At 74.5% G+C, this 17154-nt stretch carries 21 protein-coding genes; 10 read left to right on the top strand and 11 right to left on the bottom strand.

Features of this window, described 5'->3' with window-relative positions; all coding sequences use genetic code 11:
* The first annotated feature begins 58 nt into the window (after positions 1-58).
* Positions 59-448, top strand: coding sequence for a DUF2267 domain-containing protein (locus MICAU_RS16410; RefSeq protein ID WP_013286449.1), 390 nt, complete (start codon positions 59-61; stop codon positions 446-448).
* Positions 449-546: 98 nt separating this feature from the next.
* Here the strand turns inward: MICAU_RS16410 and MICAU_RS16405 are convergent, their stop codons facing one another.
* Positions 547-963: a YchJ family protein gene (locus MICAU_RS16405; RefSeq protein ID WP_013286448.1), complete on the bottom strand. Its 417-nt coding sequence runs from the start codon at positions 961-963 to the stop codon at positions 547-549.
* 175 nt (positions 964-1138) lie between these two features.
* Here MICAU_RS16405 and MICAU_RS16400 point away from each other — a divergent pair, with 175 nt between their 5' ends.
* Positions 1139-1819, top strand: coding sequence for a tyrosine-protein phosphatase (locus MICAU_RS16400; RefSeq protein WP_013286447.1), 681 nt, complete (start codon positions 1139-1141; stop codon positions 1817-1819).
* A gap of 84 nt (positions 1820-1903) precedes the next feature.
* Positions 1904-2905 carry a phosphotransferase family protein gene (locus MICAU_RS16395; RefSeq protein ID WP_013286446.1) on the top strand — a complete coding sequence of 334 codons (1002 nt, stop codon included), beginning with the start codon at positions 1904-1906 and terminating at the stop codon, positions 2903-2905.
* A gap of 8 nt (positions 2906-2913) precedes the next feature.
* Here MICAU_RS16395 and MICAU_RS16390 read toward each other — a convergent pair whose 3' ends face one another.
* From MICAU_RS16390 to MICAU_RS16375, 4 genes are all read right to left on the bottom strand, one after another.
* Positions 2914-3561, bottom strand: coding sequence for a class F sortase (locus MICAU_RS16390; protein ID WP_013286445.1), 648 nt, complete (start codon positions 3559-3561; stop codon positions 2914-2916).
* Between the two features lie 73 nt (positions 3562-3634).
* Positions 3635-4117 (bottom strand): hypothetical protein, encoded by a 483-nt coding sequence (locus MICAU_RS16385; RefSeq protein ID WP_013286444.1) that lies wholly within the window; start codon positions 4115-4117, stop codon positions 3635-3637.
* Positions 4118-4359: 242 nt separating this feature from the next.
* Positions 4360-5028 carry a response regulator gene (locus tag MICAU_RS16380; protein ID WP_013286443.1) on the bottom strand — a complete coding sequence of 223 codons (669 nt, stop codon included), beginning with the start codon at positions 5026-5028 and terminating at the stop codon, positions 4360-4362.
* Positions 5025-6128 carry a sensor histidine kinase gene (locus MICAU_RS16375; protein WP_013286442.1) on the bottom strand — a complete coding sequence of 368 codons (1104 nt, stop codon included), beginning with the start codon at positions 6126-6128 and terminating at the stop codon, positions 5025-5027. The genes MICAU_RS16380 and MICAU_RS16375 overlap by 4 nt, the downstream gene beginning before the upstream one ends.
* 169 nt (positions 6129-6297) lie before the next feature.
* On the opposite strand from MICAU_RS16375, the gene MICAU_RS16370 reads away from it, so the two are divergent.
* The 5 genes from MICAU_RS16370 (at position 6298) to MICAU_RS16350 (ending at position 10998) form a co-directional block, all read left to right on the top strand.
* On the top strand, positions 6298-6714 hold the full coding sequence (locus tag MICAU_RS16370) for a DUF6069 family protein (protein ID WP_013286441.1): 417 nt from the start codon (positions 6298-6300) through the stop codon (positions 6712-6714).
* A 169-nt stretch (positions 6715-6883) separates the two neighbouring features.
* Positions 6884-7321, top strand: a complete 438-nt coding sequence (locus MICAU_RS16365; RefSeq protein WP_047893363.1) for a YciI family protein — start codon at positions 6884-6886, stop codon at positions 7319-7321.
* An 8-nt stretch (positions 7322-7329) separates the two neighbouring features.
* Positions 7330-8475, top strand: a complete 1146-nt coding sequence (locus MICAU_RS16360) for an RNA polymerase sigma factor (RefSeq protein ID WP_013286439.1) — start codon at positions 7330-7332, stop codon at positions 8473-8475.
* A gap of 42 nt (positions 8476-8517) precedes the next feature.
* The gene (locus MICAU_RS16355; RefSeq protein ID WP_013286438.1) at positions 8518-9765 is read left to right on the top strand and encodes an MFS transporter; all 1248 of its coding nucleotides are present in this window, start codon (positions 8518-8520) and stop codon (positions 9763-9765) included.
* 48 nt (positions 9766-9813) lie between these two features.
* A complete protein-coding gene (locus MICAU_RS16350) occupies positions 9814-10998 on the top strand; it encodes a lycopene cyclase family protein (RefSeq protein WP_174361716.1) in 1185 nt (394 codons plus the stop codon).
* On the opposite strand, the gene MICAU_RS16345 is transcribed toward MICAU_RS16350, so the two are convergent.
* Both MICAU_RS16345 and MICAU_RS16340 read right to left on the bottom strand, forming a co-directional pair.
* Positions 10995-12113 (bottom strand): serine hydrolase domain-containing protein, encoded by a 1119-nt coding sequence (locus MICAU_RS16345; protein ID WP_244879610.1) that lies wholly within the window; start codon positions 12111-12113, stop codon positions 10995-10997. The genes MICAU_RS16350 and MICAU_RS16345 overlap by 4 nt on opposite strands.
* 77 nt (positions 12114-12190) lie before the next feature.
* Positions 12191-12979, bottom strand: a complete 789-nt coding sequence (locus tag MICAU_RS16340; protein WP_013286435.1) for a tyrosine-protein phosphatase — start codon at positions 12977-12979, stop codon at positions 12191-12193.
* A 70-nt stretch (positions 12980-13049) separates the two neighbouring features.
* On the opposite strand from MICAU_RS16340, the gene rnhA reads away from it, so the two are divergent.
* Positions 13050-13613: a ribonuclease HI gene (rnhA, locus tag MICAU_RS16335; protein ID WP_013286434.1), complete on the top strand. Its 564-nt coding sequence runs from the start codon at positions 13050-13052 to the stop codon at positions 13611-13613.
* Here rnhA and MICAU_RS16330 read toward each other — a convergent pair.
* From MICAU_RS16330 to MICAU_RS16310, 4 genes are all read right to left on the bottom strand, one after another.
* On the bottom strand, positions 13532-13792 hold the full coding sequence (locus MICAU_RS16330; protein WP_013286433.1) for a hypothetical protein: 261 nt from the start codon (positions 13790-13792) through the stop codon (positions 13532-13534). The two genes, rnhA and MICAU_RS16330, sit on opposite strands and share 82 nt — an antisense overlap.
* A 36-nt stretch (positions 13793-13828) precedes the next feature.
* Entirely contained in the window at positions 13829-14083 is a 255-nt protein-coding gene (locus MICAU_RS16325; protein WP_013286432.1) for a hypothetical protein, read from the bottom strand.
* Positions 14084-14283: 200 nt separating this feature from the next.
* Entirely contained in the window at positions 14284-15285 is a 1002-nt protein-coding gene (locus MICAU_RS16315) for a pentapeptide repeat-containing protein (protein WP_013286431.1), read from the bottom strand.
* Between the two features lie 26 nt (positions 15286-15311).
* Positions 15312-15713 carry an SSI family serine proteinase inhibitor gene (locus MICAU_RS16310; RefSeq protein WP_013286430.1) on the bottom strand — a complete coding sequence of 134 codons (402 nt, stop codon included), beginning with the start codon at positions 15711-15713 and terminating at the stop codon, positions 15312-15314.
* A 408-nt stretch (positions 15714-16121) separates the two neighbouring features.
* Here MICAU_RS16310 and MICAU_RS16305 point away from each other — a divergent pair, with 408 nt between their 5' ends.
* Positions 16122-17129: an ABC transporter permease gene (locus MICAU_RS16305; RefSeq protein WP_013286429.1), complete on the top strand. Its 1008-nt coding sequence runs from the start codon at positions 16122-16124 to the stop codon at positions 17127-17129.
* Positions 17130-17154 lie beyond the last annotated feature (25 nt).

Here is a 17154-nt window from a genome sequence, read left to right as displayed (position 1 = left end):
GTGTTTGCCCGGACCGGCGGCGGGTAGCCACGGTGCCGTCGCGACGGGAGGACAGACGATGGCCGAACCGGAGTTCTACGCGCGAGTCTCCGCCCGTGCCGGCGTGCCGGTGGAGACGGCCCGCGCGCTGACCGAGGCGACACTGCGCACGCTCGCCGAACGGATCAGCGGCGGCGGGGCCGACGACCTGTCCGCGCACGTCGCGCACGAGCTGCGTCCGCTGCTGGCACGCGCCCGCGTCGAAGACCCCGAGGTCTTCGGGTACGACGAATTCCTGCGCCGGGTCGCCGAGCGCTCCGGCGCGACCCCGTCCGACGCCGAGCGCGGCGCCCGGGCGGTGTTGCAGGCGCTGCACCGGGTGATCGGGCCGGCCCAGTTCAACCGCGCGCTGTCCCAGCTGCCGCGCGAGATCGCCGAGCTGGCCCAGCCCGCCCCGCGCCCCGCCTAGGCGAAAGGAAGGGCCCCTTATTAACGCCTCCGGTAGAGGAAGGGCCCCTTGTTAACACCCGCCGCCACGGGCCGCCACCGTCGGCGCCGGGGGAGGCGTCACTCGGGCAGCGCGTCCAGGTAGACCCAGCGGCCGTCCTCGCGGGCGAAGCGGCTGTGCTCGGCCAGGACGCCCGCCTGCCCGCCCTCGCGGTAGTGCGCCCGGAACCGCACCGTACCGGCGCTGTCGAACAGGCCGCCCTGCCCGGTCTCCACGATCTCCAGCCGGGTCCAGCGGGTGCCCGGGTCCAGCTCCAGCCGCTCGGGGCGGGTGGTGGAGTGCCAGCTGTGCCGCAGGTAGGCCGCGTCGCCGAGCGCGAACGCACTGAACCGGGACCGCATCAGCGCCTCCGCTGTCGCCGCCGTCGCCTCGCCCCGGTTCACCGGGGCGCAGCAGTCCGCGTACGGCCGGCCGGTGCCGCACGGGCAGGCCGCCGGACGTTCACCCGCGCCCTCGCGCGCCTTCCGTCTCGCCACCCGGCGATTCTCTCCCACACCACGACCGCCCTCGCCGCCGGTAGGCCGGGGAATCCCGGACGGGACAGGATGAGAGGGCGCACTGTTCGATGGCGAGGACGGTGGAGAGGGGCAGCCGCCGGGGAGGCGGCTGAAGCCACAAGCGTCGGCTGACCGACCTCGTATAGTCGCCTCCATGATCACTCGTGGAGCCACGGCCGACGCCACCACCGGCGGTTCCGGCGTCCGGAACCTCCGCGACGCAGGCGGCGTCGGGTCGTTGCGCCGTGGGGTCCTGTATCGCTCTGGCGCCCTGCATCTCCTGACGCCCGAGGGTGCCCGGGAGCTGGAGGATCTCGGGCTACGCACGGTCATCGACCTCCGCAGCATCCGAGAGGTGGCCGACCGGCCGGACCGGTGTGCGGGTCTCGGCGTCAAGCACTGCCACTTTCCGGTGTTCACCGAGCAGAGCTGGCCGGACGACCAGGTGGCGCTGTACCCGTACATGGCTGAGCAGGCGGGTCGTGCCACCGTCGCGATCATCCGGCAGCTCATCACCCCTGGTGCACTACCTGCCCTGGTCCACTGCGCCTCCGGCAAGGACCGCACCGGAGTCGTCGTCGCCGTCATCCAGACTCTCCTGAATGCTTCCGATGCGGAGGTCACCCAGGACTTCCTGCGCTCGAACGCCGCTCTGGACCTCACCGGATCGCCGGCCGGCGCGGCGATCGGACACGGCACCCGCCCGGTGACCGCAGCGCACCTGCTTCATGCCATGGTGTGGATCCGCAGCCACCACGGCTCGGTCTCCGCCTATCTCCAGGCTGCCGGCGCCACCGAGGCCGAACTGGAGGCCCTGCGAGGGGTGCTTGCCTGACACGGTCGTGCCACCGGCCGGTACCGCACGTCTTCGCAATCGCTGCGCCCACGAGGCAGCCGCAGGCGCTACGCTCCCCGGACCATGAGCGTGAGCCCGACTCAGCGTGCCCTCGACCCGGATCAGGTCCGCCGCCACCTCACCGCCTCGTTCGGATCCGGCGCCGAGGTGGCCGGCTGCGGGCCGCTGACCGGTGGCGGCTTCGCCGCCGTCTGGTGGGTACGCCTCACCGACGGCCGGGACGTGGTGCTCAAGGTCGGTCCGGCGCCGCACGTGCCGCTGCTGCGCTACGAGCGCGACATGATCGGCGCGGAGGCGCACTACCTGCGCCTGGTGGCCGACCGCGCACCAGCAGTGCCCACCCCGGCGCTGCTGCACCACGGCACCGACCCCGACCTCGGTGACTGGCTGCTCATGGCGCGGCTACCAGGTCGCACCCTCTGGGACCTGAGCCGGGCCGGCGCGGACGTCGGGCCGCTGCGCGCGGAGTTCGGCCGCGCGCTCGCCGCGCTGCACGGCGTCACCGGCGAGCGGTACGGCTACGACGGCGACCGGGCCTCCGGGGCGACGTGGCGGGACGCCTACACGGCCATGGTGGACGACATGCTCGCCGACGCCGCGGACTGGGCGGTGCCGCTGCCGGCGCCCGCCGCCCGGATCCGGGAGCTGGTGGCGCGGCACGCGGAAGTGCTCGACGCGGTACGCCGCCCGGCGCTGCTGCACTTCGACGGCTGGGCCGGAAACGTGCTGGCAGTGGACGGGCCGGACGGCACGCCCCGGCTCACCGGCCTGGTCGACGGCGAGCGGTACCTGTGGGGCGACCCGCTGATGGACCTCGTGTCGCCGCTGCTGTTCCGCCGCGCCGAGGACGAGCCGGACGACCCGCTGGTACGCGCCTACCGGGCGGCGGCGCCGTTCCCGTTCGACGCCGGGGCGCGGCGGCGGCTGGGGCTCTACCGGCTGTACCTCTACCTGCTGATGACTGTCGAGATGCCCAGCCGGAACATCACCGCCGACAACGACCCGGGCCGGGTGGAGCTGCTGGCGGAACTCCTCGGCGCGGAACTGGCCGACCTGGCGGACTGAGCGCAGGCTCACCGGGTCGCGGTGGCGAAGACGACGATGTTGTCCGGGTAGCTGCCGGTCCGCGGGTCGAACCGCCCGCCGCACGTGATCAACCGCAGCCGCGCCGCCGCGTCGCCGCCGTAGACGCGCGCGGTGGGGAAGCGCTCCTTCGGGTACGCCCCGACGCCGTCCACAGTGAACGTCGCGGTCCGGCCGTCGGCGCGCAGCACGCGAATGGTGTCGCCGCTGCGCAGCCGCCCGAGGTCGAAGAAGACCGCCGGGCCGTGCTGCGAGTCGACGTGCCCGACGAGCACCGCGTTGCCGGCCTGGCCGGGTGCGGGACCGGGGTGGTACCAGCCGGTGACCTCCGGGCGTTCCAGCGGCGGCACCTCCAGCGCGCCGTCCGCGTCGGTGGCGACCGGGACGATCTCGGCGTCGACGCCGATGCGGGGGATGGTGACCCGGACCGGCGTGGACCGGGGGAGTGCCGGGCCGGCCGTACCCGGTCGTTCGGTGGCGGGCGCGGCGGAGACGCCGGGCTGCGGTGGTGCCGCCGACGTGGTGCCGAGCCCGGCCGAGACCAGGCCGGCGCCCGCGGCGGCGGCGACCGTGAGAGCGGTGACCACGGCGGCGGTGCGCAGTCGCGACCGGCCGCCGTGCGGCGACGAGGCCAGCATCCCACCTCCGTCCGACAGGGACGCGGCGCCCGCGCCGGATGCTCCGGCGCGGGCGGACCGCTCGGCGAGCCGGTCAGGCGGCGGCGTCCGCGCGGCGCCGGCGGATGACCGCGTACGCGCCTCCGGCGAGCGCCCCGGCGGCCAGCACGCCACCGGCGATCAGCACTCCGGTGTCGCCGTCGCGTCCGCCGCCACCGGCCTGCGCGCCGCCGATCGGGGTGACGGTGAACGTGGCGCTGCCGCCGTCGCTGCCGTCGCCGCACGTGGTGGCGACCGTGTACGTGCCGAGCGTGAACCCGGCGGTGAACAGTTCGGCGCTCAGGCCACCGCCCGCGGCGGCCGTGGTGGACCGGACGTTCTGGTCCCGGTCCGGGCCGGTGACCCGGAAGATCGCGTCACCGGCGTTCGGGTTGCACGTCGTGGTCAGCACGACGGTGCCGCCGACCGGGGTGGTGGCGGGTGAGACTCTGGTGTCCGCCAGCGCGGCGGCCGGGAGCAGCAGTGCGCCGAGGCCCACGCCGAACGCCGCCGATCCGAGAAATGACTGTGCCTTCATCCGCGTCTTCCCTCACTTTTCGTCCGCTGTAGGCGTGGGACGTCGTTCGGGTGGCCAACTCCGTGACGAGCACCGGTGTGGCCAACACTAGGAGGGTTGCGGCGGTCACTGGGGGTAATTGAGAAATCTTCGTTGCCGTCCGGTGTGCTCCCTGCCGCCACGACACGGCGGACATGCCGGGCCAGCCCGGACGGCGAACCGTCCCGGTTCGCCGCGTCTGGGGTCTGGTGTCCCGTTCGCGACTACCGGACCGGCGGCTCCGGCCGGACCAGCCCGGTGTCGTACGCGAGCACCACCGCCTGGATGCGGTCGCGCAGGCCCAGCTTGGTGAGGATCGCCGAGACGTGGGTCTTCACGGTGGCGGTGCTCAGGTGCAGCCGGGCGGCGATCTCCGCATTGGACAGTGCCCGCGCGGTGAGCGTCAGCACCTCCCGCTCGCGGGCGGTCAGCACGGCGAGCACGTCGCCGGCGGGCGCGGGCGCGGGCAGCCGGTCGGCGTACCGGTCCAGCAGCCGCCGGGTCACTGTGGGCGCGAGCAGGGCCTCGCCCCGGGCCACCACGCGTACCGCCTCGGCGAGGTCGGCCGGACGGGTGTCCTTGAGCAGGAACGCACTCGCCCCGGCGCGCAGCGCGGCGTAGACGTGTTCGTCCAGGTCGAACGTGGTCAGCATGACCACCCGGGCCGGGTTGCCGGCGGCCACCAGGTCCCGGGTGGCGGCGATGCCGTCGCGCCGGGGCATCCGCACGTCCATGAGCACCACGTCCGGTCGGGTCCGCGTCGCCACCGCGACCGCCTCGACACCGTCGGCCGCCTCCCCGACGACGCTCAGGTCGGGCCGCGCGTCGAGGACGGTACGCAGCCCGGCGCGGATCAGCTCCTGGTCGTCGGCGACCACCACCCGCACGGTCACCGGCCCGCCCCGACCGGCAGTCGCGCGTGGACCCGGAACCCGCCGGCCGACAGCGGGCCGGCGTCGAGCGTGCCGCCGAGCAGCCGGGCCCGCTCCCGCATGCCGACGATGCCGCGCCCGGTGGGCGTACCGGGCCGGCGGGCGGGCGCCGGGCCGTCGTTCACGACCTCCAGCCGCAGTACGCCGTCGCGATAGTGGACGTCCACGTCGGCGCGGGTGGCGTGCCCGTGGCGCAGCGCGTTCGTCAGTGACTCCTGCACGATCCGGTACGCCGACAGCTGTACCCCGCCGGGTAGCGCCTCGCCGTCGCCCTCCCGGTGCAGCGTCACCGGAAGGCCGACCGCCCGGACCGCGTCGGCGAGCGCGTCGAGCTGCGCCAGCCCCGGCTGTGGCCCGCCTTGCTCGGACCCGTCGTCGGCGGCGAGCGCGTGCAGCATGGCCCGCAGTTCGGTCAGCGCCGACCGGGCCGCCGTGTCGATCGCGGCGAGCGCGGCGCGGGCCTGCTCCGGATGCTCGTCGAACACGTCCTCCGCGGCGGCTGCCTGGACGGCGATGACCGCGACGTGGTGCGCCACCACGTCGTGCAGTTCCCGGGAGATGCGTTCCCGCTCGGCCGCCAGCACCTGCCGTTCCCACGCGCAGCGCCGTTGCGCCTGGCCCCGTTGCAGCTCGCCGAGCGTCCAGCTCAGGGCCAGCGCGGTCACCGCCAGCAGCAGGTCCCGCCAGCCGCCGGTGACCAGCTTCCACGGCGTGGGCGCCAGCAGCAGCCCGAGCGCGACGAGCGAGTACCGGGGCGGGCGCAGCCGGGCCACGTACGCCATCGGCACCGCGACCAGGCCGAGCCAGCCGAGCTGCGGGCAGAGCGCCTCCAAGCCGACGCCCGCGAGCGCGGCGACGGTGAGGGCGTACCCCGGGTGGCGCCGGATCCACAGCAGACAGCTCGCCTGCGCCACGGCGAGGCCGACCGCGACGGCGGTCGCGCCGGGCGTGTCCGGGCCGGCGTCGGAGGCCAGCAGCGCGAGCAGGCACACGGCGATGCTCGCGGTGGCGATGCCGCCGTCGAGCAGCAGCAGGAACCGGGACCGGGACGCGCACCTCATGTCCGGATGCTAGGCCGCCGGTCCACCGCTTCTCATCGGTCGCCAGACGGAGATCCGGGCCGGTGGTCGTTCGGGCGACGGAGCCGGGAACCGCTCCGCGGCCCGATCCGCGCGGCGGCCCGCCGGACCTAGCGTTTCCGGCAGTCGTCCCGATGTGGAGGAGTCACCGATGGAGACCACGATTCCGACAGTCACCGCCCGCCCGAACCGCCGCCGGGACCGCCTGCTCACGGTGTTCGCGGCGACCGCCGCCGCGCTGCTGGGCTGGGTGGTCGCGGTACCGATCGCGGGGGTGGAGCTGATCGCGCGCAGCGGCTCTACGGACCAGCGGGTGACGCCGGTGGCCGTGGTGGTGAGCACGCTGCTCGCCGGGCTGGCCGGCTGGGCGCTGCTGGCCCTGCTGGAACGGCTCACCGCCCGTGCCCGCACCGTCTGGACGGTGGTCGCGGGCCTCGTGCTGCTGGTGTCCCTGCTCGGGCCGCTGGGCGGGGGAGTGGGGGGTGCGGCGACGCTGACGCTGGTGGCGTTGCACCTGGTCGCGGGCGCGGTGCTGATCACCGGCCTGCGCCGGACCGCCGCCCGCTGACGGCCGGGCGATCCGCTGACGGGTCCGGACCGCCGCGACGGGGGCAGGCGGCCCGGACCATCAGAACTAGCCTCCTAGGATGACCTACGCGATGTGACGCCCGAAATTCCTCCGCCACCGATGTCGAGAACGCAACGCCGGCTTCGTCCCCGGAGTGAACGCGGCCAGAATGGGTCGCACCCTCCACGAGGAGACACTCATGAAGTACCTGCTCCTGAAGCACTACCGCGGCGGCCCGACCCCGGTGTCCGACATGCCGATGATCGACAAGTGGACGCCGGAGGAGATCTCCGCGCACGTGCACTACATGCAGGAATTCGCGGCGAAGCTGCAGGAGAGCGGCGAGTACGTCGACGGCCAGGCGCTCGCCCCGGAGGGCACGTTCGTCCGCTACGACGGCGAGGGACGCCCGCCGGTCACCGACGGCCCGTTCGCCGAGACGAAGGACCTCATCGCCGGCTGGATGGTGATCGACGTGGACAGCTACGAGCGCGCGCTCGAACTGGCCGCCGAGCTGTCGGCCGCGCCGGGGCAGGGCGGCAAGCCGATCCACGAGTGGCTGGAGCTGCGCCCGTTCCTGACCGCGCCGCCCACCATCACGGAGTGATCCGTCCGATGGACGAGGTCGCACTCCGCAGCCTCATCCCGGGCGTGCTCGGTGTCCTCGTCCGCCGCGGAGCCGACTTCGCGGCGGCCGAGGACGCCGTGCAGGACGCGCTCATCGAGGCGCTGCGCGTCTGGCCGGCCGACCCGCCCCGCGATCCGCGGGGCTGGCTGGTGACCGTGGCCTGGCGGCGGTTCCTGGACGTGGTGCGCGCCGACGCCGCCCGGCGCCGGCGCGAGGACCTCGTGGACGAGGAACCGCCGCCCGGCCCGGTGCCGGCGGTCGACGACACGCTGCGGCTCTACTTCCTCTGCGCGCATCCGTCGCTGAGCCCGTCGTCGGCCGTCGCGTTGACGCTGCGCGCCGTCGGCGGGCTCACCACCCGGCAGATCGCGCAGGCGTACCTGGTGCCGGAGGCCACCATGGCGCAGCGGATCAGCCGGGCCAAGCGCACCGTGTCCGGGGTGCGGTTCGACCAGCCCGGTGACGTCGCCACCGTGCTGCGCGTGCTGTACCTGGTGTTCAACGAGGGCTACTCCGGCGACGTGGACCTGGCCGCCGAGGCGATCCGGCTCACCCGGCAGCTCGCCGCCGCGATCGACCACCCCGAGGTGGCCGGGCTGCTCGCGCTCATGCTGCTGCACCACGCCCGCCGGGCCGGGCGGACCGCGCCGGACGGCAGCCTGGTGCCGCTGGCTGAGCAGGACCGCGGCCGGTGGGACACCACGCTGATCGCCGAGGGCGTGAGCATCCTCCAGACCGCCCTGTCCCGCGACCGGCTGGGCGAGTTCCAGGCCCAGGCCGCCGTCGCGGCGCTGCACGCCGACGCGCGTACGGCGGCCGAGACCGACTGGGTGCAGATCGTCGAGTGGTACGACGAACTCGTCCGCCTGACCGGCAGCCCGATCGCCCGGCTCAACCGGGCGGTGGCGGTCGGCGAGGCGGACGGCCCGCGCGCCGGGCTGGCGGCGCTCGCGGCGCTCGACGACTCGCTGCCCCGGTACACGGCGGTGGCCGCGTACCTGCACGAACGCGACGGCGACCCGGACCGGGCGGCCCGGCTGTACGCGGAGGCGGCCCGCCGCGCGTCCAGCCTGGCCGAACGCGACCACCTGAACCGGCAGGCGGCCCGCCTCAACACCCGCCGCCCCGGATAAACCGGTCGGCGGCGCGCGTCGCCGCTGGTAGGTTGCCTCGCCGTGACGGGGGAACGGCTCGGCGGGCGCTTCGCCCGACTGTGGACGGCGAGCACGCTGTCCGCGCTGGGTAGCGGGACGGCGACGGTGGCCGCGCCGCTGTACGTGGCGTCGATCACCGACGATCCGCTGGTGGTGTCGGCCGGGGCGGCGGTGTCGTGGCTGCCGTGGCTGCTGTTCGCGCTGCCCGGCGGCGTCCTGGCGGACCGGGTGGACCGGCGGCGGCTGATGGTGCTCATCGACTGGGTACGCGTCGGCGCGCTCGCGGTACTCGCCGCGGCGATGCTGGCCGACCGGGCCGGGATCGCGCTGCTCTACGCGGTGCTGTTCGTGGTGAACACCGGCGAGGTGGTGTTCCGGACCGCCGCGCAGGCGGTGCTGCCGGCGGTGGTGCCGCGCTCCCTGCTGGAACGCGCCAACGGCTGGCTGGGCGGCGGCACCCAGGTGATGCAGAACATGATCGCCGGCCCGCTCGGCGGGTTCCTGTTCGTGCTGGCGGCGTCGCTGCCGTTCGCCCTCAACGCCGGCACGTACGCGCTCAGCGCCGTCCTGGTGGGGTTGCTCGCCGGGACGTACCGGGGCGGGCCGGCGCCGGAGGAGCGGCGCTCGGTGCGGGCGGAGGTCGCGGAGGGGTTCCGCTGGCTGTGGGGGCAGCGGCTGCTGCGCACCATGACCGTGCTGATCGGCCTGCTGAACGTCACGCTCACCGCGGCCGTGGCGGTGCTGGTTCTGCTCGCCACCGAGCGGCTCGGTCTCGGCTCGGTCGGCTACGGCGCGTTGTTCACCTGCATGGCGGTCGGCGGGGTGCTCGGCTCGCTGGTGGGGGACCGGCTGATCGCCGCCATCACACCCACCTGGACGGTGCGGACCGGGCTGCTGGTCGAGGCGGGACTGCACCTGGCGCTCGCCGCGTCCCGCAGCGCGGCCGTGGTCGGGTTCGCGCTGTTCGCGTTCGGGGCGCACAGCGCGCTGTGGAACATCGTGGCGAACTCGCTGCGGCAGCGCCTCACCCCGCCCGCGTTGATGGGCCGGGTCGGCAGCACCACGTTGTTCGTCGCGGCGGGCGGCAACTGCGTCGGCGCGCTGCTCGGCGGCGTGGTGGCGGCCCGGTTCGGCATCACCGCGCCGTACTGGGTGGGTTTCGTGGTGGCGGTCGCGGTGATCGCCGCGACGTGGCGGGTCTTCGACCGGGCGACGGTGGCCGCCGCCTACGCCGAGCCGGCCCCGCAGAAGCCCGCGCCGGTGGCCTGAGCGCGGGTCGGCCGGTGGCCGCCTCCGCCGATGTGGCAGCGTGGCCGGATGCACGCATCCTTCCCGGTCGACGTCGACCTCGCGCTGGTCGGCGGCGGCGGCGCCGCGTCCCTGGTCCTGGCCGCGCTGGACCGCCACGACGTGACCGGGCTGCGGGTCGCGGTGGTCGACCCGGTGCACAAGCGCGGCCAGGACCGCACCTGGGCGTTCTGGGGCCTGCCCGGCGACGACCTCGACCCGATGCTGAGCGCGAGCTGGTCGCAGGTCGACGTGGTCACGCCGGCCGGCCGCCGTGTCCTGTCGCTCGACCCCCTGCGGTACGCCATGCTCCGCTCCGCCCCGGTCTACGACCGGGCTGCCGAGGCCGAGCGGCGGCTGGACGCGGTCCGGATCAGCGTCCCGGCGGGGGAACTGCACGACGACGGTGAGCGGGTCACGGTCCGCGACCCGGACGGGCGGGACCTGGTGCGGGCCGGGTGGGTGCTGGACTCGCGGCCCCGGCGGCCGAAGCGGCCGGGGCGGACCAGTTGGTTGCAGCACTTCCGGGGCTGGTGGCTGGCCGCCGACCGGCCCACGTTCGACCCGGAGCGGGCGGTGCTGATGGACTTCCGCACTCCGCAGCCGGCGCGCGGGGTGTCCTTCGGGTACGTGCTGCCGGTCGACGACCGGTTCGCGCTCGTCGAGTACACCGAGTTCGGGCCGGCCCTGCTCGACGACGCGGGCTACGACGCGGCGCTGCGCGGGTACGCGGACCTGCTCGGCCTGGACCTGACCGCGCTGCGGGTGCGGGAGGTCGAGGACGGCGTGATCCCGATGACCGACGGGCCGTTCGAGTCCCGCCCGAGCCCGCGCGTGGTGCGGCTGGGCACCGCCGGTGGGGCGACGCGCCCGTCGACCGGGTTCACGTTCTCGGCGATGCTGCGCCAGGCCGACCAGGTGGCCGGGGCGCACGCCGCCGGCCGTCCGCCGGTGCCGGCGCCCGCGTACCCGGGCCGGCACCTGTGGATGGACGCGGTGGCGCTGCGCGCGCTGGACCGGGGGCACGTCGGCGGCGTGGAGTTCTTCGAGCGGCTGTTCGACCGCAACCCGCCGGAGCGGGTGCTGCGGTTCCTCGACGGCCTGACCAGCCCCGCCGAGGACCTGGCGGTGATGCGGTCCAGCCCGCTGCTGCCGATGACCGGCGCGGTGCTCGGCGACGCGGCCGGCCGGCTGCGCGCCCGCCTGCGCCGCTAGCCTCGGTGGCCGGTCGCCGCGGCGACGCGGTCGCGCACCAGCGTCCGTAGTTGCTCCATCGGGTCACCGTCGCCCGCGCCGAGCCGGTTGCGCACCGCCGCCACCGTCAACCCCAGCTCCGGGTACGCGAACGCGAGGCTGCCGCCGCTACCGGCGGTGCCGAACGATCCGTCGTCCTCGACCGCGTACCCGAGCCCGAACGTGCTCTCCTGCCCGAACACCCACTCCTGCGCGCGTACCGCCGGGGCGGACACCTCCCGCGTCCGCTCGGCGGAGATCAGCCGTACCCCGTCGACCGGACCGAGCAGCGCCGCGTACATCCGGGCCACCGCGCGGGCGCTCATCGTGCCGACCGACGGCACGTCGGCGCGCAGCACGTCGGGGCGGGAGCCGATGACGGTGTCCGGGCGTACCGCGGGCGGGGCGACCGCGTCGAAGTGCGGCAGGTTGACCCCGGCCCAGGTCATCAGCGCGGACAGGCCGGCGTCCTCCAGCCGGGCCAGGCGGGGCAGGTCCGCCTCCGGTACGCCGAGGAACAGTTCCCGGTCCACGCCGAGCGGCCCGGCCACCTCCTCGGCGAGCACCTGCGACACCGGGGCGCCGGTGACCCGCCTGATCACCTCGCCGAGCAGCCAGCCCCACGTCCAGGCGTGGTACGCGAGCCGCTCGCCCGGTGCCCACAGCGGCCGCGCGTCGGCGAGCAGCTCGCACATGCGCGTCCAGTCGGTGAAGTCCTCCGGCGTGACGTCGGCCGGCAGCGCGGGCAGACCGGCGGTGTGGGTGAGCACGTGCCGCAGCGTGATGCCGTCCTTGCCGTGCCGGGCGAACTCCGGCCACACCCGCGCCAGCGGCAGGTCGTAGTCGAGCCGTCCCCGCTCGGCCAGCACGTGCACCACTGTGGCGGTGAGGCCCTTGCCGGTGGAGACCGCGTGCACGGGCGTGTCGGCCGTCATCGGCCGGCCGGTGGTGGTGTCGGCGAGCCCGGCCTGTTCGGTGACGATCGCGACCCCGTCCAGGTAGGCGGCTACCTGCACACCCGCCTCCCGGCCGGAGGAGACCAGCTCGTCGATCGTCGCCCGTACCTCGGCCCGCAGGCCGTCCCACCGCGTGTCCACGATCACGCAGCGTGCCAGACCATGGCATCGGCGTCGTCCGCATTTCGTGGGGGACGGCGACGGCGGCCGGCGGTGCTCTACCGGGCGGCCGGCGTCGGCGTACTGCCGGTGGTGCCCTGGGTGGGCAGCGGGTTCGTGTCGCCGGTGAGCAGCCGGGCGCGCAGCGCGGCGATCGTCTCCGCGCCGACGCCGAGCCGGTCGGTCACGTACCCGTGCACCGAACCGTGGGCGGCCCGCAGCTCGGCCAGCACCAGCCGGATGATCTCGGCCGGCGCCCGCCCGTACGCGGGCCAGCCCGGCGTGGCGCCGCCGTTGCGGTCCCGCCACTCGGCGACCAGGCGGTCGGTGGCCTGCTCGGTGAGCGCGAAGTCCGCTGCGATCTGGTCCTCGTCGACGCCGAGCAGGGACAGCACCAGCGCGGCGAGCAGCCCGGTGCGGTCCTTGCCGGAGGCGCAGTGGAACACCAGCGGGTGCTCGCCGTCCGCGATCACCTCGATCGCCTGGCGCAGCTCGGCCACGCCGTCCTCGGCCACCTCGGCGTACCGGTCGGCCAGGTAGCGCCACGGGTCCACGTCGGGGTCGATGTCGGCCTGCACGTACGGCCGGTGTTCGATGCTCAGGTTGTGCCAGGTGACGCCGAGGCTCTCCGGGGCCCGGCCGCGGTCGGCGATCTCCCACGGGTACCGCAGGTCGATCACGGTGCGGACGCCGAGCGCCGCGAACCGTTCCAGATCCTCACCGGCGAGCTTGGCCAGCGAGTCGGAGCGGTAGAGGCGGCCCCGGGCGACGGTGCGGCCGTCGCCGGTCCGCCAGCCACCGAGGTCACGGAAGTTGCAGAGCGTGGCGAAGTCCGGGGGAGTGGTCACACCGGCACGCTAGCCGGGCGCGGCGGGTCGGGTGGTCCCGCGTGCTCGCGTACCCGGTAGGTTGCCGGGCATGGCGGAGGCGGAGACCGGCCGGGTCGTGGAGATCTGGACCGACGGCGCGTGCAGCGGCAATCCCGGGCCCGGCGGGTGGGGTGCGGTGCTGCGCTGGGGCGGGCACGAGCGGGAGCTGTGCGGCGGCGAGGCCACCCCGACCACCAACAACCGGATGGAGCTGACCGCCGCGATCCGGGCGCTGGAGAGCCTCACCCGACCGGTCACGGTACGGCTGCACACCGACAGCACGTACGTGCGCAACGGCATCACCGGCTGGCTGAACGCGTGGAAGCGCAACGGCTGGCTGACCGCGGCGAAGCAGCCGGTGAAGAACGCCGACCTGTGGCAGGCGCTGGAGGCGGCGTGCGCCAGGCACGACGTGACGTGGCTGTGGGTGAAGGGCCACAACGGGCACCCGGAGAACGAGCGCGCCGACGCGCTGGCGAACCGGGGCATGACCGAGGCGCGGAGCGGCGCGGCGGCCGCCCCGCGTACGGCTCAGCGCAGCGGCCGGCCCTCCTCGATCTCCTCCGGCTCCTCGGACGGGTCGCCGGTGCCGGAGACCGCATCGACGTCGTAACCGGCGCGGCTGACCTCCCGTGCCGAGCGCCGGTCCTCGGCGGGCAGGTCGGCGAAGTCGTCACCGGTGTCGTCGGTGGTGTGCAGGGATTCGCCCGGCGGGCGCAGGGACGCCTCGTACGCGGTCGCGCCGTCGGGTTCGTCGCCGGCCGCGCGGCCGAAGGACTCTTCACTGGTCATGTCGCACTCCTGCCCGCAGCGGGTGACGGCAAACGTTCAGCGGGCGGCGTCCCGTCCGCGGGCCGCGTCCGGGTGGGTCGGCATCGAGGAGCCGCCCGAGCTGCTGCCGGAGGCGCCGCCCGCCATGCCGGATCCGTCGTCCTCGGTCACCTCGTCCGGTTTCGGCGCACCGGGAGCGGGGGCCGGCACGTCGGTGTCCGCGGCCGTCTGCACCAGCGGCACCTGCCCGGCCTCGTCCTCGGCGTGCGCCGGGTCGACCGGCTCCTCACCGTCGCGTGCCCGATACCCCACCGGTGGCCCTCCTGTCGGTCAACAGTCGTCCGCGCCGCCTACCCCACCCCACCCCCACCAAACGCGGCCCCGGCCCGTCTCGCGGTGATCAAGGAGTTCGTGTCCCGATCCGGCCCCGAACCGGACACAAACTCCTTGATCACCGCGGTGCGGGTGCGGGCGCGGGTGCGGGCGCGGGTGCGGGTGCGGGCGGGGTGGCGTCAGCGGGGTCGGGGGCGGCGCTGGCGCGGCTGAGGGCGCGTCGGGGTCAGCGTCAGGGACCAGTGGGATGGGCGGCGTAGCCCCGGCGGCAGCACCGTTCGGTGGTCGCCGCGCGCGGCGTCGAGCTGCGACTGGTGCGTGAACAGGCACTCGCCCAGGTCCGCGCCGCGCAGGTCGGCTCCGCGCAGGTCCGCGCCGGTCAGGTCGGCGGCGCCGAGGCGCACGCCCCGCAGGTCGGCCCCGATCAGGCAGGCGCCGCGCAGGTTCGCCCCGATCAGCGGGGTACGGCGCAGGTCCACCCCGATCAGCATCGCGCCCCGGCGGTCCGGGCCGGCCCGCCCGGCGCGGGCCTGTTCGGCGGCGCGGGACAGCAGCCGGTTGGCCCGGTCCCGGTGCGCGTCGACGTCGAGGGCGAGCAGGTCGTCGGGGGTGCCGTCGGTGAGCCGGCCGGTCTCGTCGAGCGCGGCGGTCAGCTCGTCGCGCAGCGGGCCGGGCGGGCTCAGGCGTACCGCCTCGGTCAGGTACCACAGCAGCTCGTGCAGCGGCCGAAGTACGGCGAAGCTGTCGAACATCCGCTGGGCGGTGTCCGGGTCGGCACGCCAGTCGCGGCCGGCATACGTGTGCTGGGTGAGGTGCTGACCGGCGCCGAAGCAGTCGAACACGGTGCAGCCGGGGAAGCCGCGTTGCCGCAGCTCGGTGTGGATGCCGCAGCGGAAGTCGGCGCCCAGGTTCGGGCAGGGCCGCCCGGCGGGCTTGTCGATGGCGAAGTCGGCCGACGCGGTGAACGCGGGAGCGACGCAGCACACCCCGGCGCAGCGCGAGCAGTCCGCCCGCAACTCCCGCCCGCCGCCCCCGCCCGCCACCGGTCCGTCCACCCGCACAGTCTCCCCTCCGAACACCCCGCCCCCATTCTCCGCACCCACCCCACCCACCTCCCGACCCACCCCGTCGATCATGAAGTTGACGGCGACAAAACGGACCGGAACCGCCGCCAACCTCATGATCAACGCGACAAGGTGAGGCGGGGTCAGAAGGTGAAGAGGGAGGCGGTGGTGCGCTGCATCAGGCAGGCGTTGCCGAACGTCCGGGTGTAGGAGACCGGGCGGTCCTGCCAGATGCCCACGGCACGCGCGACGACCGGGTCGTACTGCGAGGTGCACGGCGCGCCGTCCACGTCGAGCGCGTCCAGGTCGCCGTCGACGCGGGCGACGAGCCGGCAGGCGGTGATCGGGTCGGGGTGCAGGCCACCGGTGGGCCCGCAGGTCAGCACCGTGGCGCGCAGGCCGGCGCCGTCGTCGACGGTGAGCAGCAGCACCGAGGGGGTCTCCGGGCCGGGGCGCGGCGCGGCCTGCGCGGGAGAGGCCGGCGCGGCGAGGCCGCCGAGCGCGGCGGCCAGGGCCAGAGCGGCGGTACGTCGGGCGAAGGGCATGGGTGGTCCTTCCGTCGGGGCCCCGGGTGAGGGCCGGTGGACGGCCCGGCACGTCGTGTGAACCGGACCGCCGAGAACCCTAGGTGGACGGTGTGAACGCGAAGAGTCACGAAGTGTTACGCCAGTCGACCCCGCTGCCGGTCCGGTGTTACATCGGCGCACGGGAATGCCCGAACGGCTGACAACCGCCCGAGTGCCTCGCGGAAGCGCATTCCGAATTGGCGGTACGGCCACCTGAAAGGCTGACAACCGAATCGGGCCGTTATTGCGCCGATGCATTCCGTACGCCGGATCGTTGTCAATGCACGACAACCGGAACGGCCGTTACCGGAACGATTCTTTTGAGCACCTCATAGCGCATTACCGTCGGGTGGCAGGGCGTTTTCGTCCCCGTCGGGAGGACTGCTCATGAGCGAACTGTCGCACCCACCGGCCGCTCCCGGCCCCGATGTCGAGGCCGTTCCCGGCCCCGCCGGCCAGCCCGGCGAATTCGTCGGCCGGTCGCCCGGCCGGCTCGCCTGGCTGCGGCTCAAACGCGACCGTACGGCCAAGGCCAGCGCCGTCACGCTCGCCGTCGCCGCCCTGGTGGCGCTCGGCGCGCCACTGCTGGGACGGCTCACCGGAATCGACCCGACCGACAAGTTCGTGGACCGCCTCAACGATTTCGGAATGCCGATCGGGTACGCCGGCGGAATCAGCTCCGACCATTGGCTGGGGCTCGAACCCGGCAGCGGCCGGGACATCCTGATGCAACTGGTCTACGGCCTGCGGACGTCCCTGTTCATCGCGTTCACCTCGGCGCTGCTGGCATCCGGCATCGGTGTCGCTGTCGGTGTGCTGGCCGGGTGGGCCAGAGGCTGGCTGGACAGCGTCGTCAACTGGCTGATCGACCTCACGCTGGCGTTCCCGTTCCTCATCTTCGCGCTCGCGGTCATCCCGATCCTCCAGGACCGCTTCTACTCCGACCGGGAGGCGCCGTCGCCGGCCTTCCGGGTGGCCCTGATCGTCGCGACCTTCGGCCTGTTCAGCTGGACGTACACCGCGCGGCTGGTCCGCGGGCAGGTGATCTCGCTGCGCGAGCGGGAGTTCGTCGAGGCGGCCCGTGCGGCCGGCGCCGGCACCACGCACATCCTGCTGCGGCAGCTGCTGCCGAACATCTGGGCGCCGATCCTGGTCACCGTCTCGCTGATGGTGCCGCAGTTCATCGCCATCGAGGCGGCGCTGGCGTTCGTCAACATCGGCGTCACCGAACCCACGCCCGACCTGGGCCGCATGATCTTCAACAGCATCGGCTACGTCGCGAGCGACCCCTGGTACACCCTGTTCCCCGGGTTGACGGTCTTCCTGCTGGTCCTGGCGTTCAACCTGCTCGGCGACGCGCTGCGCGACTCGCTGGACCCCCGCTCCACCCGGTAGTCCCACGGCCATCAGTGCCCGGCCG

It is taken from the genome of Micromonospora aurantiaca ATCC 27029, from assembly GCF_000145235.1.
GTDB lineage: Bacteria > Actinomycetota > Actinomycetes > Mycobacteriales > Micromonosporaceae > Micromonospora > Micromonospora aurantiaca.
The sequence above is the reverse complement of the archived record's forward strand: the minus strand, read 5'-3'. Positions and strand labels throughout refer to the sequence as shown.

What these genes read in the sequence shown, in the direction of transcription:
- MICAU_RS16410 (WP_013286449.1), top strand. Translation starts at nt 59, where the DNA reads ATGGCCGAACCGGAGTTCTACGCGCGAGTCTCCGCCCGTGCCGGCGTG.
- MICAU_RS16400 (WP_013286447.1), top strand. Translation starts at nt 1,139, where the DNA reads ATGATCACTCGTGGAGCCACGGCCGACGCCACCACCGGCGGTTCCGGC.
- MICAU_RS16395 (WP_013286446.1), top strand. Translation starts at nt 1,904, where the DNA reads ATGAGCGTGAGCCCGACTCAGCGTGCCCTCGACCCGGATCAGGTCCGC.
- MICAU_RS16390 (WP_013286445.1), bottom strand. Translation starts at nt 3,561, where the DNA reads ATGCTGGCCTCGTCGCCGCACGGCGGCCGGTCGCGACTGCGCACCGCC.
- MICAU_RS16385 (WP_013286444.1), bottom strand. Translation starts at nt 4,117, where the DNA reads ATGAAGGCACAGTCATTTCTCGGATCGGCGGCGTTCGGCGTGGGCCTC.
- MICAU_RS16375 (WP_013286442.1), bottom strand. Translation starts at nt 6,128, where the DNA reads ATGAGGTGCGCGTCCCGGTCCCGGTTCCTGCTGCTGCTCGACGGCGGC.
- MICAU_RS16370 (WP_013286441.1), top strand. Translation starts at nt 6,298, where the DNA reads ATGGAGACCACGATTCCGACAGTCACCGCCCGCCCGAACCGCCGCCGG.
- MICAU_RS16365 (WP_047893363.1), top strand. Translation starts at nt 6,884, where the DNA reads ATGGGTCGCACCCTCCACGAGGAGACACTCATGAAGTACCTGCTCCTG.
- MICAU_RS16360 (WP_013286439.1), top strand. Translation starts at nt 7,330, where the DNA reads ATGGACGAGGTCGCACTCCGCAGCCTCATCCCGGGCGTGCTCGGTGTC.
- MICAU_RS16350 (WP_174361716.1), top strand. Translation starts at nt 9,814, where the DNA reads ATGCACGCATCCTTCCCGGTCGACGTCGACCTCGCGCTGGTCGGCGGC.
- rnhA (WP_013286434.1), top strand. Translation starts at nt 13,050, where the DNA reads ATGGCGGAGGCGGAGACCGGCCGGGTCGTGGAGATCTGGACCGACGGC.
- MICAU_RS16330 (WP_013286433.1), bottom strand. Translation starts at nt 13,792, where the DNA reads ATGACCAGTGAAGAGTCCTTCGGCCGCGCGGCCGGCGACGAACCCGAC.
- MICAU_RS16315 (WP_013286431.1), bottom strand. Translation starts at nt 15,285, where the DNA reads ATGAGGTTGGCGGCGGTTCCGGTCCGTTTTGTCGCCGTCAACTTCATG.
- MICAU_RS16310 (WP_013286430.1), bottom strand. Translation starts at nt 15,713, where the DNA reads ATGCCCTTCGCCCGACGTACCGCCGCTCTGGCCCTGGCCGCCGCGCTC.
- MICAU_RS16305 (WP_013286429.1), top strand. Translation starts at nt 16,122, where the DNA reads ATGAGCGAACTGTCGCACCCACCGGCCGCTCCCGGCCCCGATGTCGAG.